Source organism: Pseudofrankia sp. DC12 (assembly GCF_000966285.1).
Taxonomy (GTDB): Bacteria; Actinomycetota; Actinomycetes; order Frankiales; family Frankiaceae; genus Pseudofrankia.
In genome coordinates this window covers 1,303,930-1,320,326 of the sequence record NZ_KQ031391.1, presented here as the reverse complement: position 1 = coordinate 1,320,326, position 16,397 = coordinate 1,303,930, and the positions used below count along the sequence as shown (strand labels likewise).

The window sequence follows — 16,397 nt, the reverse complement described above, 5'->3', positions numbered from 1 at the left end:
TTGGGAGCTGGAATCGGCTATGGCGGCATGGTCGAGGTCTACCACGGCCGCGATGTCCGGATGGGCCGGGACACAGCCATCAAGGTGCTGCGCTCGGACCACGCCCGTGACCCTAACTTCCTGAAGCGCTTCGAGCGGGAAGCCCGGTCCGCTGCCCACCTGCACCACCCGGCGATCGTGCACGTATTCGACATGGGCGAGGGTGTGATCAACGGAAGCACCCTGCCCTACATGGTCATGGAGTTCATCGAGGGCCGGACTTTACGCGAGGCGCTCCAGCGGGAAGGGCCGTTCGATGAGCGGCGCGCGATGGAGATTACGTCTGACATCTGCGCCGCACTAGACCACAGCCATAGCAGGGGCATCTTTCACCGGGGCATCAGGCCCGCGAAGGTCATGCTCGCCCCGGACGGCGGGGTCAAGATTATAGGCTTTGGCAGCACCATATCGGTGACGATGGCCGGCGCCCGAGGCGTTCCGAGCATCGCCCCGTACATTTCCCCCGAGCAAGCCTGCGGGGGCAGATCCGACGCCCGCAGCGACGTCTATTCTGTCGGTGCGTTGTTCCACGAGCTGATCACCGGAGAGCCGCCCTTCCGCGGCGACAGCCCGGTCGCGGTCGCCTACCAGCACGTCCGGAAGATCCCCGGCCCGCCGTCGCGGCTCAATCCGAGGGTCTCCGCCGCCGCCGATGCGATCACGCTCAAGGCGTTGGAGAATGAGCCGGATGACCGGTACTCCACTGCCGGGGCGATGCGTGATGACCTGGAAGCGGCGCTCGTCGGCCGCCGGGTAGGCGCCCAGACGACCGGGGCCCGCCCGCTCGCCGACGGCTCGATGACCGGCGCACAAATCGCCGGGTCGCCTGGCAGCGGGTACGGGAACGAATATGAGCCCGGTAGCAACGCCTACCAGTACGCCCGCCCCGACTGGGGCGAAACCAACGACACCTACGAGTTCGACCACCTCGCCGACGCCGTCGAACAAGACGACCACGGTGGCCCGCTGCGCGCGGAGTCGGTCCTCGATCGCCGCTACCGCCTCATCGGGGTTCTGTCGTCTCACGGCCCGGTCACGCTGTGGCGCGGTGACGACACCGTTCTGACCCGGCCCGTCGCGGTCCTGGTCGTCGAGCACGTCCACGACGATCCCGCCCGTCGCAAGGCCGGCCACTCGCTGCTGGCGGCGGCGGTCGCCTCCGGCCGGCTCGTGCACCCGGGTGCCGCGTCCACCTACGATGCGAGCGTCACGGACACCGAGAACGGCGAGGTCTCCTACGTCATCACCGAGTGGGCCGACGGCCGCACGCTGCGCCAGCTCACCCAGGAGGGCCCGCTGCGTCCGGAGCAGGCGGCCGCCGTCGTCCTCGGCGCCGCGCGGGTCATCGCCGCGGCGCACGAGCGCGGCCTGCGGCACGGCGGCCTGCGCCCCAGCGACGTCATCGTCTCTATCGACGGCATCGTCAAGGTGATCGACCTCGAGATCGGCGCCGTACTCGCTAGCCTCGATGGCACCGGGCCGGCCTCCGTCTCCGGGCCTGAGGTTCAGGCTGCGGACGTCCGCGCGCTCGGTGGCCTGCTCTACGCGACCCTTACCGGCCGCTGGCCGTTGCCAGGAGACGCCGGGCTGCCACCGGCGCCCTACGGGACGTTCGGACGACTGCAGAGCCCGCGTCAGCTCAACCACGAGGTGCCCCGGGACCTCGACGCCGCCACCATAGCTGCGCTCGGCGGCGAGGAGGCGGGAACCGAGCCGATCACCACCGCCGCCGAGCTGATCTCCGAACTGGAAGCGGCGCTAGATTACCGCCCACGACGAGCACAGACCATCCGGCGACCGCAAGCACCTTGGCGCGCCGCGGATGGGCACCCGGGTAGCGCCGGCTGGTGACGTCGGTGCGGCTGTGCGGGGAAAGGCCCACAGGCTCGGCCTGTTCTCGGTCGCGGGCCGGCTCGCCCACCACGCCCGACAAACCGTGCTGCGCCTGGCCGCACATCACCCCCCGGACCCACTGACCGTCGAGGCGATGACGACGCTGCGCGCACTGCCCGCCCCCGGATAACCCGGGCCACCGACCTCCCACCCCACCGACAAGAAGGAAAACCCACCCCCGGACGTGGACCGGACGCCACCGGGCGACAGCGACACACCGCCACGACCATGGGGCAGGCACCACAATTCGACATCAACAACTATGCGAGAGCAGACCGCGATCACACCCGACCGACGCGCGTGGATCAGCGATCAGTGGGCTGGCACTGTGTCTGTGCAGGTCGCGGTCCCGTGGACGGCACCGACGACGCTGATCACCGGTCCCGGCAGGATCGGGTAGCGGATCGTATTGTGGCCAATCAGGTCCACCCCTGAGAGTAGTCGAACCGTGACCTTAACCTATGTCATTCTGTGACGGCTTGGCTACCCGTGTCTAGAGTTGTTGGCGCAGGTCGGGGACCTGCTGAGGTGGTTCGAGTCCCCTCAGCTTTCCTCTGCTCGTCGGCTACTGAGCGTGTCTTGGCGGGCGGTGCTGGTTAGGTCGTGGGGTGCCTATTCGCCGAGGATGCTGGGCGCGGCCCGGCTGTGGCTGGGCCTGCGGTCCGCTTTGGCGTCTGTGGGCCATTGGGTTCCTGCGGCGGCCAGGGCTTTGAGGGAGAGCAATGGGCCGGTGCGGATCTCGTCGAGCAGCGTGGCCTGGGTGGGTTCGAGTTCAGTGAGCTGGGTCAGGATGGTGAGCAGTTCGATGAGTTCCGTGGTCCAGTCCGGGTTCCAGGTCGTTGGGTGGAGGTGGTCGAGCTGGGAGGTGCGCTTCCCGCCTGGGTCCTTCTTGCGGTAGTTGAACCAGGACTTCAGAACGTTCTTGCCACCGACCGCGTAGGCGGCTGCGGCGGCGCTGACGGGGCCGATCTCGCCGTCGCCGATGACCAGTACGTCAAAGGTGTCGTCGTGACGGAGGTTCTCGGGCATCGTCGTGATCGCTTTGATCGACCGTGGCTGGCGTGCGTCGCCGTGGGGGTAGCGGATCGAGCTGGCCGGTTGTCCTGGCGGGGCGGCGGCGCCGTAGGTGTGCAGCTTGAGCACCTGGCGGCCGAGGCCAACGGCCCTGGTCCACAGGGCCGGGTCGGCGGTGACCGGGACTCGGATACCCGGGGTGGTCAGCTGATCGACGAACGTGCTGGTGTAGCCCGGGTGGGCGATGGCACCGGCGAGGTATGCGAGCACCTCGTCGGCGCGGACCGACTGGCCGTAGGCGGCCGTGAGCGCCGCTGTGAGGCCAGGTGCGAGGTTTGCCGTGCCGTCGGGGTGCAGAAACGGGAGCACACGCCCGCCTTCGCTTCCCTTGAAGTGGTGGTAGTCAGGGAGGAGTGCGGAAAAGACCAGGCCGGGTCCGTCCTTCACGCGCTGCATGTGCTGCTCGACAACAAAGATCTGGCCGGGTACACGTGCGGCCCACAGGTCGAGGCGGGGTCTGTCCATGAGCCGGCTGTCGGGCAGAATCCACTGCCGGTCGAAGGCCCGGTAGCCGACTCGTATGGGCTGTGGCTCGGTGACTCGATCGTCGCGGAGCAGCGTCAGCGTGGTCTGGTGTGTGTCCGAGCCGGGCAGCGGACTCTTCGGTTTGGTGAGCGCGCCATCATGGCCTTCCTTGAACAGCCTTGCCTGTACTGCTGGATCGCGTTCAGCGAGCAACGTGGTCCAGCGTTCACGCAGGGTGTCCGGCGACGGGGCGTAGATCCAGGTGCGGAGCGGGAAGACTCCGGGGGAGTACCAGGGCAGCAGGTCGGCCACAGCGGGGTAGGTGTCCCAGCCGCCGTCGGCGGCGGGGGTCAGCGGGTCGGTCCAGCCGCTGCGGACTTCGCGCCATCCGTCGCCGTCGAGGCGCAGCTGCGCTAGGGCGCCGAATTTTTCCTCGCGGCGGCCGTGCAGGGCGCGGTAGCGGATGGTCGCGGGCATCTCGTGGCTGGCGCCCGGGGTGCGTAGGAACAGGCCGATAGCGAGCGGCTGGCGGACGCCCGGGAATGGTCGGGTGGGGATGTCGGGGGTCTGGCCCTCGGGGGTGAGGTCGATGATCCAGCCGTCGGTGGCGTTGCGGCGTAGGTACTCGCGCATCGCTGTGAACGCCGGGCCGGTCAGATATCCCGAGGTGGAGATGAAGCAGACGACACCGGAGTCGCCGTTGGGCCGACGGGCCGTCAGTGGGGTGGATTCCCAGACCTTCCAGGTCGCCCAGCGCCAGAAGTAGACGTAGAGGTTCTTCACCTTGGCGGAGAACTTGCCTGGTACATCCCGCAGGAAGTCGTTCAGGATGGCTGGGTGGCCCTCGCCGCCGTGCTCGACCCAGCTGCCACCGCCCGCGGCGAGTTCCTTGTAGGGCGGGTTGCCGAGGACGACCTGCACGTCGGCCTTGGCCTTGATGTCGTTGGCCTTGCGCCTCGACTGGCTGATGAGGCGCAGGGCTGAGCTGATCTGGGCGCGGGCGCTGTATGGGTCGTCGAGGGTGTCGGTGACGAACAGCCCCATCCCGTCCTTGGGCGGCTTGGCGCCGTGAGCGTTGAGCAGGTCGGTGGTGCGCAGTTCGGCGACGGCGTAGGGGCCCATCTGGACCTCGAAGCCGACCAGGCGTTCGGCGACCTGCGACAGGACGCCTGGGATCGTGCCGGGGCCATCTTGGCGTTCGGCCTGGTCTGCGACCCGGTCGAGGATCGCGTGCAGGTAGGTGCCGGTGCCCATCGCCGGGTCGATGGTGAGTACCCCGGGGTCGCGGAACCCGGCCGGCTTTCCGAGCCGGGTGACGAGGGCTTCTTCGACGAGGCGGACCATCTCCTCTACGACGGGCCGCGGGGTGTAGTAGGACCCGGACTTCTTGCGCAGCCCTGGGTCGTAGAGCTCGAGGAAGTCCTCATAGAGGTGCAGGTAGGTGTCGCGGCCGGTGCGGCGCACCCGGGGCCAGTTAACGGCACCGACGACGCGGACCATCAGGTCGAGGGTGACCTTGAAGTCGGTGGCCACGTCGTCGGTGAGCAGCTGAAGGGCTTTGCCCATCAGTGAGTGGCCCGCGCCGAGCGCGACCCCGATCTGGTGTAGTGACGTGTTCGCCAGCTCGATGCCTTCGGTGCGGGCCAGCAGTAGTGCGAAGGCGACGGTCTGGGCGTAGCCGTCGGCGAAGGTGGCGTCGTCGGCCTGCGGGAACAGCAACGCCCGCCAGTCGCGGGCCAGGCCCGTGAACGGCTGGGCCTCGGAGTCGGCCCCAGCGTCGACCGCGCGCTGCTCGGCTGCCAGCTGGTCGAGGACCTCGCCGCGCAGCAGCCGGGTGAGCGGTGCGACCGAGCGCACCAGGACCCGTACCGAGGTGATCGGCGCCGGCTTCCAGCGCAGGAAATCTGTCAGCAGCGCCTCGAACTCGGGGACCGCGCGCAGTTCGCGACCGGCGTGAGCCAGGTCGCCACCGCCGAGCACGACCGGGCCGAGATAGGCCTCACCGTCGCGGAACAGCCGCCAATGCGTGCCGTTCGTGTAGACCAGGTTCGGCAGGTCGCGCTGACGTTCCCACTGCGTGCGGTCGTGGCCGGTGAAGGCTTCCGGGTCGACCGGCTTTCCGGGTGCCTTGACCTCGACGTAGCCGAAGACCGCGCCATCGACGCTGACCCCGTAGTCGGGGCGAACCCGTCGCTCGACATCGCGGACCTCGTCGTGGAAGACCGCCGGCACGCCGAGGCGCTGCCCGGCCGTCGTCAGCAGCGAGTCCAACGGCGCCCTGATCGCGGCCTCCCGATCACCCGGTCCAGCCAGCTTCGCCCGACAGCCGTCCCCGAACGAGCTCACCGCGTCCTGAAGCCACCCCGCCGCCCCCGATGCCACTGCTAGCCCCCTTGCGCCGAGCCGGAGACGAAACATACCGAAATAGCCACGCTCGGCACAGACCCAATCGCGCTGCGCACCAGAGTCTGCCCGGGCGGGCCGGCGATGTCGGACCGCCGGCGTAACTTCTCGGTCACATTCCGGCGCAGCGAGGGGCAGCGATGGACACCGACTTGAGCGGGCTCACCAAGGAGATCGCCGCTTTGACTGCAGAACTCGGCCTTGTGACACTGCCGGTCCGTGTGACCCCGGGCGTCGATGGGCCGGAGGCCGAGCTCGGCCCCGAGAACCTGCCTGCGGCCGACTTCGTCCGCGTCGCCAACCAGGTCGGCGCCCGCCTCCTCTACACCGCGACGGCGACCTTCGACTACCAGGCGTTCGCCGACGATCTCCCGGCCAACGAGGACCCAGAGGGGCAGAAGGCGCGACGCCGCCTCTTGCGGACCGCCAAACCCCGCGACGGGGAGATCATCGACGTCGAGCTGGCCTTCGCGCATGCGGGTGTGCTGAACCGCTGGGAACTGACCGCGCCCTGGCACGCGCGTCTGCTGACAGAGGTTGAGGAGCTCCGCCCCGCCAACGCCCCGGCCAGCTACAGGACAATCGACCCGGCGGAACGGGATCTCCGCGTCGAGCGGTTCGTCACTGAACTCGTCGCGATCCCCGCCTTCCGGCGCAGGTCCGGCTCCGATCGGGCCTCCCGGGCGGTCGTCATGGACCAGCACCCGGAGATGGCGGACCTTCTAACAGGCCCCGACTCGGACTACGTCGCCAATTCGGTTCTTCGCCAAGCGCGGGACAAGATCGGCGTCGAGTGCGAGCGGATCTACCAGGCACTCCGCGACCAGCTTCCCACGCTAGCAGCCGAACTCGCTGCGGACGAGGCTTTCCGCCGCTTGCCCCGGATCGATGGCCGTCGCACGCATGTCGACGACTTCCTCGCTGCGAGGAACGACAGCTACCCGCCGCCCTCCTGGTACCGCGAGATCCTCCTCGACACACACCCGCTGCAAGGTGGCAAGGTCGCTCCCGCCAACACTGCGGCCACGCTGTACTGACGGTCTGAGGGATGCTCGGCAAGCTGGGAGCGGCCCGGACGACCGATCCTGTCGGCCGCTGTCTCCCAACGGCGCCGTTCGGCCCGCGCACGGTTGCCGGCTTACCTCCGCGCCCGGGCTGGTTGTTCTTGGTGTCGAGAAGGCGGGCCACCCGATCCAGAGCCGGGTCCTACTTACAGGAGTGGGGCATCGATCGACCCAGAACGCCCTCGGGGACGCGATCGGTGTCCTAACGTCATCATGTGGCTACTTCACGACGTGGCGGGCGAAGCGGGAAGCAGCGACGAAGCGGAGCCGGCTTCGCCCGGCCCGTGCCTCCAGCGGGAGAGCCCACCAGTAAACCTGGGATCTCACGCCCAGAAGGACCAGGCAGAATCCCCGAGAATACCGATCTACTCGCCGGCATCATGGCCGAGGCTCCTGCCGACAGCCTGCTCGAATTACTCCTTCCCACACTGTTGCTCAACATCATCGCCGGAAGCCCAGCCAACGCCTGCATCGACGCCGGACACATCCTGCGGCACGCCTTCGGACAGTTCGGAGCCCACAGCAGCCTCCAACTCGTGGACCTCGTGATCCGTGACCGCATACGCGGAGACGGGGTCATGTACGGCACGCCAGAGCCGTCGTGGGACGAGGCCGGCCGAGTGTTCAACGGCCACTGCGTGTTGTGGCTGCCGGAGTCGAAGCGGTTCATCGACGCAACCGTCGAACAGTTCCCCATGGTGCGGCGGCTGCGGATGGGGCCGGTGATCGGCCGGTTGATGTTCAGCACCGAGCCGTTCAACAGCGAGACGCCACCGCCCGGCACGCACATCGGCGTCACCCGCGGCGACCTCCTGTTGCTCTACACGATCGCCGCCGAGGAGTTCGCCAACCTGACCGATACGCCGTGGATCCGCGAGCGAGCCGGCCAGAACCGCCGCTCGGGCATCAATCTCGCCTCGACCGCGCTCGATGCCCTACGAACGCCGCTCCTGCGAAAACGAGCCTTGGCTACTCCTTACCCCCGCTTGCACGCGCTGCTCATGGCGGTTGGCGCGACTCCCAGCAACCTCGACGACAACCGCGACGTGCTATTTAGCATCGTGACAGATACGAACACGCGGCTGTTGCGCCTTGATGAGATTCCACTACCGACGGGCACGCCGGCCGACCCGACGACTCCTGTCGGATAGCCCTCAGCCGCGCTTGGCGGGTGCGGCGCAATGGTATGTCGCCGCAGACGCGGACCGGCCACAGGCAGCGCAACCTGACACCATGACCGGCATCAGGCGAGCCAACGCCAAACCAGCAACTACCGCCGTCCAGGCTACCAACCCAATTGACCACTAGACAGCGGCTGGAGCACTAAGCTGCGGCCTTGAAGACCGGAGGCGGATCGAGACCGTGCTCTGGGCCGATAGGCCAAGATCGCGTTCCCCCCTTGAACGTGAAATTGACCTGCGCGGCGGCCTCGCCGCCGAGACGCCGCGACAGGTTGCCCAGGCCCCTGTTATCGAAGGGCAGCGGCAAGAAGATGCCCTCCCTGCCCCAGACGGAAAGCAGGCTCTGGCAGTCGGTCGGTTCCCTGACGATCCACAGCTCACGACGATCGTCGTTCCAGCCCGAGGAACTAAAAGACAGCGGGGGCAGCCTGTTGCCTCCGCGTTCGGCCAGCGCATCCCGGATCGGCTGAAGCGTCGGCGAGAGAATATATCGCCAGCCGAAGAGAGCAAATGCGGACAGATACGCTGCCCTGATCCACGACAAGCGGGCACGCTCGGCCGAGTACGTCGTGAAGGTCGCCGTGAACGCTGGATCGGCGCCGGTACGAGCCATGGCGTCCAGGCAGGGCCTCGGCGAGGTAGCTCATCGTGTTGATCTGTTGCACACGGTGGCGAGGAGTGGAAGGGCTCTATAGCGGTCAGCGGCTACGTGTTCGAGAGTTTCCTTTATCTTCCTGGTGCCGTTGAGACGGATCACCCCGATGGCGAGATTGCGGAAACTCGCGAGGGAATGGTTGGTGTTCCCTGTGTAGGTGGGGTTGGCGTCCTCGCGCCAGGCCGTGTCGCGGGTGTAGTGGATTTCGTTCTCGATGCCCCAGTGCCCTCGGATGTGGGTGTGGAGATATTCGGCGGTCGCGTTCTTCGGGGATACGCTGGTGAGTATGAGGGCGTGTTCACGGCTGATACGGGTTCCGGTGAGATCGAACTCGTCACGGCGGATGACGCCGGCCGTGGCGGCGTGCGGGAAGTCGATCTCGTCGGCTTTCGTGGTCCAGGTCATCCAGTTCTTGATCCTGCCGTGCCCGCGTTCCTCGATCTCGTGGTTCGGTGCTTCCTGGAGCAATGGGAGGACCAGCTCGAAGATCTTTCGCTGCAAGGTTGGCTGGTTTCCCTTGATGGTCAGAATGTAGTCCAACCCGGCTTTGACGAGAAGTTCCGCGGTGGCGTGCTGGGCGTGGACGGCGTCGAGAGTCACTGCTGGCGTGCCGGGAATTTTCGGGAGTTTCCCAACCAGTTCTTCGACGACGGTGATCTCGTTGGTGTCATCGGGGACCCGGACCTGCGCGATGACCACGCCCTGGCCCTGGAGCATCGCGGAGAGCAGCCTGACCTGGGTGTCCTCGCCGGACCAGGCGCCGCGTAGAACCTTGCCGTCGATCGCGAGGGCGACCTGCCCACGGGCGGCCTGCGCGTACAGCCAGCCGCCAAAGGCCGCGTCCAGGGCGTCTACGTCGATCTTCTTCAGGAGAAGACGGATCGTCTTTTCCGAAGGCGTCCGCCAGCTTCCGCGGAAGTGATCTAGCGGAGCTCCCAGGCGGGCGAGAAGAGGTTGTGGGAGGTCCGCGGCCCGGCGGTGGAGCTCACGTGGGCACTTCGCACCCGTCAGCGTCGCGACAAGTATCACGGCCAGCAGGAAAGAAAGACTGTAGATCTTGCCCCGGCTGCGCCGCGGATCGGGAATCTCCTCCAGCATTTCCAGGAGACTTGTGATGTCACAGCGTTCGACGTCGAGCGGGACGATGGACATGCCGGGGCCAGACTGGCATGATGACACGCGGTGGCCTTCTGTTCGTGCGGACAATGGTTGTTGGCGCTTTCATTGTCCGAACAGGAGGCCACTTTTCTCACAACACAGGTACCAGGCACTCCCATCGCATTGCCGGATGTTTCCAAAACTCGCCGGTCGTGCCTCGTTCAGATCACGCCAGGCATCCGGCCGCGACCAAGCGTGAGATTTCCCCAGTCCACCTGGCCAGCGGCTGACCGGGAATTGCCGAAACCACGGTCAGCGGACTCGCGAGACCGCAAGGGAACCACGGACGTCACTACGCCCCGTAGTTGATCACATCCTGTTTGCTACCTTGCCGCAGCCCTGGCGTCCAGGTGGGCCGCGCTCGCCGCGAGGTTAGCCGGATTGTTTATCTTCGGCGTCTCGGCGATAAGAAATCCCGACGTGCCGGTGAGATGAAGCTCGGCTCTGGTGATGACGCCGCCGATGTCGAGGGTGACGGTCTCGGCTCGACCGCTCTGCCCGGTGAGGTACTCGTGAAACTGGCGCCTCCTGTAGGCCTGGGCGTCCCACCTGCTCCCCGCGTAGTTGTTGCAGCGCCGGCACGTGAGGACCATCGCGTGCCCGCCGAGCGACCGGGGAGGGACATGCTCGACAGTGAGTTCCCCGGTATCGAGCTCCTCGACCGTGAACATCGAGTCCAGGCAGAGAGGGCAGACGTACCAGTCCTCCCCGCTGGGGAGCCTGTCTTCCAGCCTCCGCTCACGCAGGACGGCCCGCAGCGTGCCCGCGCCCAACTGGAACCACTTGACGTACCTTGGACGAGCCACTGTCTCGCCGCTCCCCTCGTCGGAGGCGCTGTCTCGGGGGACGATCTTAAAAGGCATCGCGTCGCGCCTGATCGGCGGCCGTGCGATGGCACCAGCCGCCGTGGGCCGGAGGAGGTGAGGGACACGTGATCATGCAGAGCGAGGTATGTCTGCGGAGGCTTCGTTCTCGCGATTCCTCGATCGGAGCGTGCGTTGCCGTCCTGAGGGCACGAAATGTGCCGGACAGCGTCCTATACTAATTCGGTCGGCCGATGCTTGATCAAGTGGCAACGTTCACGTGGCTAAGACCAGAAGCCAGAAGGGCACAGTTGGGCACGGCGGCATGTCGCCAACCGTTAGGCCTCATGAGGTGAACCACAGGCCTTCAACAGTCCGAAATCAAAATATTCAAACTGACTCGACCCCCTCTCAAGAGTGTAGGCCTCCGTGGTCACAAACGTACCTCGAAGCGTCGGTGCCACTTTGTCCGGATCTTCGATCTCTGCCCACGATCCATCTCTTTGGGTCGGAATCTCGCCAATCGGCAGGTGCGAAGCCAGGAAACTGTTACTGTCGTGGTAATTGATGAGGCCGCGGCAAGAGTGAGGTTCGAACTGACCCAGCCAGGCGCGTCGGGTGACTTTGTACAGCACGCAGAAGTCAAATACCGGACGGCGGACCTGCTCTCCGTGCTTGTCAAGTACTAGGGCCTCCAGCGGTTCTGTCGACCGAATCGCATGTGGAACGTCGAGCTCGCGAGATGCCCGTCCGCCGTTCCAATGATCCTCGAAGGTCTCCAGGATATCGATCGGCGTGTTCTCGCCGACCCTGGATAGTGGTATGAACCCCCCGGGAGTCCATATCTGGTCCCCTTCGCCAAACCACACCCTCATGGCGATTCTTGCTCGCGGAAGGAGGTCGACCCACAGAATTGGCACGGTCAACTCGTGGCGCCACTTGCGCGATCGAGCATCGTGAAGGTTGTGAAGCGAGATCCCGACGTTTCGCGCGTAGGTCTTCGCCGTTTCCGTAAATCCCGAGCGGCAGACCATAATGCCTCGACTTGCGCGTACGTCGCGAACGACGGACGCGAACTCGCCAACTGCTGTCACGTCCGCCGGAGTCGACCAATCCTTAGCCTGAACTATCAGCAGATAGCTATCGTCGTTGTCCGCCCAGCGTACTGACACGTCGATCTGCCGCTTCGTCTCCGACTCGTGTCCGTAAATGCGGTCATTCCACTTGACGACAGCATCGGGCGCCAACTCGCTGTAGATCTGCTCCGCGAGTCGCTCGAAGTCCTGCCATCCTTCCACGAGGTGATCCTATCGGATCTTCGGCAGCGAGATATCGCACCGACGGGAGGCGTGGCTGTGGAACGGCGCCCACGTGACCAGAGCCCGAGCGACTGGCGACCCATCGCCAGCCACGGCCGCGCCATGTCGTCCGTTGCCTTTTCAGGGTTGACGGGCGCGCACTCGCCACTGGCTGCGGGGGATACGACCTGCGGCTGTGGGAAGTGGCCGACTCGCCCCCAGCCGATCGGCGATCGGCTTACCGAACACACTGAGCCTTTCCCTGCAACCGACCGTCACCCTGGGTGAGTATCAATAGTGTGATCGTGTGTTGGTCGTCAGGTGGTCCTCTGGTACTCGGTGTGGAGGATGACGAGGGACGCTTTCGCGACCAGCCCGATCTTCCAGGGGTCGATCGTGACGTTGCGGAGCAGGCGGAAGGTGACCTTGAGCAGCGCGTTCGCGCGCTCCCCGACCGCCCGCAGGGCGTAGTGGATGCGGTTGTGCAGTTTCTGTTCGGCGGTCAGCTCCCCGCCCTTCGGCTTCTTGAACGGGACCGCGAACTGCCCCTCCTGGGTTCCGAACGCTTCGTAGCCGCCGTCGCCGAGCACCTGCCCGCCGTCGGCGAACCACTCCTCGAAGACCTCCGGGGCGCCGGAGGCGCGCAGGGCGGTGGTGTCGTGCTCCCGGCCGGGACGGACGTCGGACACCCACAGCGGCCAGCCGTCCTCGGGACCCGAGACGACTTGCACGTTCGCGCCGTGGTTCTTGATTTTTCCTGACCACCACAGGTCCACGCCCTTCGTCGGGCCGGGGACGGTCACCCGGTCGGTCTCGATCACCGTCCCGTCGACGATCACGTGGTCGTAGCCGGCGAACTTCGCGGCGATCAGTGCGTTGCGCAGGTCAGGGGCCTGCCAGGCCAGGACTGCGAGGCCCTCGTGCAGGTAGCGGTAGCCCACCGACTTGCCGATGTTGTTGTCCCGACACAGCCGGATGACCGGGGTTCCGTCACAGAACCAGCGCAGGACGAACACGGCCTGCTCCCATGGAGACAGGGCGCGGGTCCCGCTCCGCGTACCGATCCGCCTACGTTCCGCAATCAGGAGCGTGGCAAGGCGGACGACCGTGTGATCGCTCAGGGGCAGGACGCTCGTGTATGTGACACTCATGAGGACGCGGGGCTCCGGCGGAAGTGATCTGTGAGAGGACTACTTCCTACCGGTTGCCCCGCGTTTCGTCGTCGGCGACCCAGCCGTCGATCACGACCCGTGATGATTACCTAGCATGACGGGTCGTTGCAGGGAAAGGCTCACTGGGGCGTATCAGGGGTGTCGTTGACGGCGGAAGGCCGTTCGGTAGCCACCGGCAGCGCGGGCACGACATTGCAGCTCGTTGGCGTGCCCGACATCGGATCGGTTCTTTCTCCACCGTTCAATGTAGGCGCGAAGCGCGGCGAGCGTCACCGGGTCGAGCGCCCGCGGACGCAGTCCAGTCTCCGCCTTCGTGTCCGAGGTCGCCGTCTGCCCGTTGACCCCAATGCGGGACGCTCGGCACCACCGTGCAGAGGGTCAGGTCAACGTCCTCACCGCGCCCAGGCCGAATAGCTCGCGCGCCCCGTCCCGGTCGTGACCGCGAGCAGATAGAGCGCGCAGAGCCGATCGCCGCGGATGCGCGCGCGCCGAACGCCCGCAACTGCTCCGGCGTCGACACCGTCGCCGCCCGCCCCGGCCGACCGAAGGGGGCAGCGCGTTCTCGGCGACGTTGGGGGTCAGGTAGCCCTACCGCAGCGCGTCCCCCAACGCCTGGCGCAGCGCCCGCTGCACAGTTGCGCGGGTCATCCCCGGCCCTTGCTTGCCCTGAACTCAGATCAGCTGGCTGGCGACGTGTGTCCGCAGGTCGCGGTCCCCCAGACGGCACCGCCGATGCTGATCAACGGTCCTGGCAGAATCGGGTAGCGGTTCGCATTGTGGTCAGTCAGGTCCACCGGTTCGAGTCCCACGAGGTCCACCGGTTCGAGTCCCACGAGGTCCACGGGTTGGATTACCGTGCTCAGCGCCCCCTTCGGGGGGCGCTTTCGCGTTTGCCGCGATGTCTGCCCAGGGGCGCGACCCCCTGGAACCCCCGTGTCAGGGGGCTTCGCCCCCCGACACCCCCCTTCGTTCGCGTTCCGCGTTGCTCATTCTGGTGGGGTTCGAGTCCCCTCAGCTCCACCCCTGAATAGCTGGGCTTTAGTCCTCATCGTCGCCACCTTCCAGTGGCGACGTTTTCATTTCGTGCACAGATTCGTGCACGTCGCTCTCCTGGCCCTTGTCCTGCGGGCCGAGGATCACCCCGGCCACGAGGCCCGCCGCGGCCTCGTCCATGCCCGGGATGACGTGGCTGTAGATCCGCGACGTGAAGGCCACGTCCGCGTGGCCGAGGCGCTCGCTGACCACCTTCGGGTGCGCGCCCGACTTGAGGGCGGCGGTCGCGTAGCTGTGCCGGACGTCGTGCAGCCGGATCACCGGCAGTCCGGCGGCGCGGGCGTGGCCCTGGAACCAGTCGGTGATCGAGTCCGGGTGGATGTCGCACCCGTCCGGGTGGCAGAACAGCAGCTCGTTGGCGTGCCCGACGTCGGCGCGGTTCTTCTCCCACCGGTCGACGTGGTGCCGCAGCGCCTTGAGCGTCATCGGGTCGAGCGCCCGCGGGCGCAGGCCCGTCTCGGTCTTCGTGTCCGAGGTAGCGGTCTTCCCGTCGACGACGATGCGCGGGACGCTCGGCACGACCGTGCCGGCCGTCAGGTCGACGTCCTGGCGGCGCAGGCCGACGAGCTCGCCCCGGCGCATCCCGGTCGTGACCGCGAGCAGGTACAGCGCGTACAGCCGATCGCCCCTGATGTGCCCGACGAACGTCCGCCACTGCTCAGGTGTCCAGACTAGGGCCGGCCGTCGCCCGACCGACGGGGGTTGGGCGTCCTCGGCGACGTTGCGCGCGAGGTAGCCCCAGCGCACCGCATCGCCCAGCGCCCGGCGTAGCACCGGTGCACCGTCGCCACCGTCGCCCGCGACAGGCCCGCGCCTGCTTTCCGCGCTGGTGCACGCGGCCCTTTTCCAACAGGTGGCCGTAGAGCAGGTTGAGCCGGACCGGCATCAGGTCCTGCAACGCCGTCTCGCCGATCAACGGCACGACGTAGGCGTCCTTGCACAGCCGGTATTTGGCGAGCGTCTTGGGCTTCACCGAGGCGGCCATCGCCGCGCACCACTCGTCCAGGAATGCCGCGACGGTGCGCCGCGACACGTTGACGTGCCGGCCCGCCTCGGCCGCTGCGATGGCGGCGCGCATGGCCTTCTCCGGCGACCGGATCGCGTTTCTTCGGAGAGAACTCAACATGTCGCAGGCCGCCTTCGGCCGGCTAATCGGCCGCTCCGAAAGCTGGGTATCGCAGGTAGAGGGAGGAACGCGGGAGATCGACAGACTCTCAGTCCTCAAATCGATGGCTACGCATCTCGGCGTACCGCTGACCGATCTCGTGCCAGACATAGCTGGTTCGGGAGCCAGCTAACCGCGAACTCCGTCTACTTCCCCCTGCCGAGGCCGCCCAGGACCGTACTCGTGTCGGAGAGTCTTGTGGCCAATCGCGGATCAATCTGCACTAGAATTGAAATTGCTGCCAGCGTTCCGGTAAATAGAAAGAGTGAGGTCAAGAAGCTCCCCTCGACCTTATGTGTTCGCGCGAGCGCGTAAGTTACCAAGAGAGGAGACGAGCCGGCGACCACCGTCCTAAAGGCCCTCAAAGAGCGGACTGCTACCGATTCCCTCAGATGGGGAGTCTGATCTCCGACGAAGCAGTCCCAGTTGCCAGCGGCAGCAGCTAGCAACATCGTTGTCAATCGCCTCTCCAAGAATTCCCGGGTGTCGGCCTTTGGGGCAAGGATGGACCGCTTCATTCCTCTGACGCCCCGAGCCATCTCGCGTGATTCGTGCCGCCACCACTCGGCGGTTTCGCGGTCGCCAGGGATGGCTCTTGGCACGATGCCACGCTCTAGCGTTACAGCCGCTGTCTCGCATAATGTAACGAGTGAATTGCGGTCATGCATCTTTGGCCATGCCTTCTTGTTCTTAATTCCCGCGAGAACTCCCGCCAAGCAATCAACAATGATTGCTTGAGCTTCACGGTAGATGTCAGCTCTATACCACTCCAGGACGGCGGGTGTGACTCTGTCTAGGACTTGTGAGGCGAGCGCAATACTTGGAATAAGTGGGAGGATCTTGCCGTATGACTCCGCTGGGAGATGTAAATGATGATAGTGATGGGTGTTGATCTCAACCGCGTTCCCCTTGGCCGCAATTAGTGCAATCAAGGTGCCCGCCGTCGATGTATATGTGAACACAAAAGCCCGGCC

Annotated in this window: 12 protein-coding genes and 1 pseudogene; 5 read left to right on the top strand and 8 right to left on the bottom strand. The window is 66.2% G+C overall.

What is annotated here, in order from left to right; genetic code table 11:
• Nucleotides 1-27 precede the first annotated feature (27 nt).
• Entirely contained in the window at nucleotides 28-1,890 is a 1,863-nt protein-coding gene (locus FRADC12_RS32855; protein ID WP_232304121.1) for a protein kinase domain-containing protein, read from the top strand.
• A 22-nt stretch (nucleotides 1,891-1,912) separates the two neighbouring features.
• Nucleotides 1,913-2,062 (top strand): annotated as a pseudogene (locus FRADC12_RS05365) (IS1380 family transposase); the annotation flags it as partial.
• A gap of 482 nt (nucleotides 2,063-2,544) precedes the next feature.
• On the opposite strand, the gene FRADC12_RS05360 reads toward FRADC12_RS05365, so the two are convergent.
• A complete protein-coding gene (locus FRADC12_RS05360) occupies nucleotides 2,545-5,853 on the bottom strand; it encodes a type ISP restriction/modification enzyme (protein ID WP_045875801.1) in 3,309 nt (1,102 codons plus the stop codon).
• Between the two features lie 161 nt (nucleotides 5,854-6,014).
• On the opposite strand from FRADC12_RS05360, the gene FRADC12_RS05355 reads away from it, so the two are divergent.
• Both FRADC12_RS05355 and FRADC12_RS05350 read left to right on the top strand, forming a co-directional pair.
• Complete coding sequence (locus tag FRADC12_RS05355; RefSeq protein WP_045875800.1) at nucleotides 6,015-6,911, top strand: hypothetical protein; 897 nt, start codon at nucleotides 6,015-6,017, stop codon at nucleotides 6,909-6,911.
• Nucleotides 6,912-7,318: 407 nt separating this feature from the next.
• On the top strand, nucleotides 7,319-8,089 hold the full coding sequence (locus FRADC12_RS05350; protein WP_045875799.1) for a hypothetical protein: 771 nt from the start codon (nucleotides 7,319-7,321) through the stop codon (nucleotides 8,087-8,089).
• Between the two features lie 172 nt (nucleotides 8,090-8,261).
• On the opposite strand, the gene FRADC12_RS05345 is transcribed toward FRADC12_RS05350, so the two are convergent.
• The 6 genes from FRADC12_RS05345 to FRADC12_RS05325 form a co-directional block, all read right to left on the bottom strand.
• Nucleotides 8,262-8,732: a hypothetical protein gene (locus FRADC12_RS05345; RefSeq protein WP_045875798.1), complete on the bottom strand. Its 471-nt coding sequence runs from the start codon at nucleotides 8,730-8,732 to the stop codon at nucleotides 8,262-8,264.
• Nucleotides 8,733-8,762: 30 nt separating this feature from the next.
• Entirely contained in the window at nucleotides 8,763-9,926 is a 1,164-nt protein-coding gene (locus FRADC12_RS05340) for an ISAs1 family transposase (protein ID WP_045875797.1), read from the bottom strand.
• A 329-nt stretch (nucleotides 9,927-10,255) separates the two neighbouring features.
• Nucleotides 10,256-10,795, bottom strand: coding sequence for an HNH endonuclease (locus tag FRADC12_RS05335; protein ID WP_045875796.1), 540 nt, complete (start codon nucleotides 10,793-10,795; stop codon nucleotides 10,256-10,258).
• Between the two features lie 278 nt (nucleotides 10,796-11,073).
• Nucleotides 11,074-12,033, bottom strand: coding sequence for a restriction endonuclease (locus tag FRADC12_RS29240; RefSeq protein WP_084010464.1), 960 nt, complete (start codon nucleotides 12,031-12,033; stop codon nucleotides 11,074-11,076).
• A gap of 317 nt (nucleotides 12,034-12,350) precedes the next feature.
• Nucleotides 12,351-13,184: an HARBI1 family protein gene (locus tag FRADC12_RS05330; protein ID WP_045875135.1), complete on the bottom strand. Its 834-nt coding sequence runs from the start codon at nucleotides 13,182-13,184 to the stop codon at nucleotides 12,351-12,353.
• A gap of 1,059 nt (nucleotides 13,185-14,243) precedes the next feature.
• The gene (locus FRADC12_RS05325; protein WP_045875795.1) at nucleotides 14,244-15,032 is read right to left on the bottom strand and encodes a tyrosine-type recombinase/integrase; all 789 of its coding nucleotides are present in this window, start codon (nucleotides 15,030-15,032) and stop codon (nucleotides 14,244-14,246) included.
• A gap of 188 nt (nucleotides 15,033-15,220) precedes the next feature.
• Here FRADC12_RS05325 and FRADC12_RS32845 point away from each other — a divergent pair, with 188 nt between their 5' ends.
• Nucleotides 15,221-15,556, top strand: coding sequence for a helix-turn-helix domain-containing protein (locus FRADC12_RS32845; protein ID WP_232303626.1), 336 nt, complete (start codon nucleotides 15,221-15,223; stop codon nucleotides 15,554-15,556).
• A gap of 13 nt (nucleotides 15,557-15,569) precedes the next feature.
• On the opposite strand, the gene FRADC12_RS30905 is transcribed toward FRADC12_RS32845, so the two are convergent.
• Nucleotides 15,570-16,385, bottom strand: coding sequence for a hypothetical protein (locus FRADC12_RS30905; protein WP_157488702.1), 816 nt, complete (start codon nucleotides 16,383-16,385; stop codon nucleotides 15,570-15,572).
• Nucleotides 16,386-16,397 lie beyond the last annotated feature (12 nt).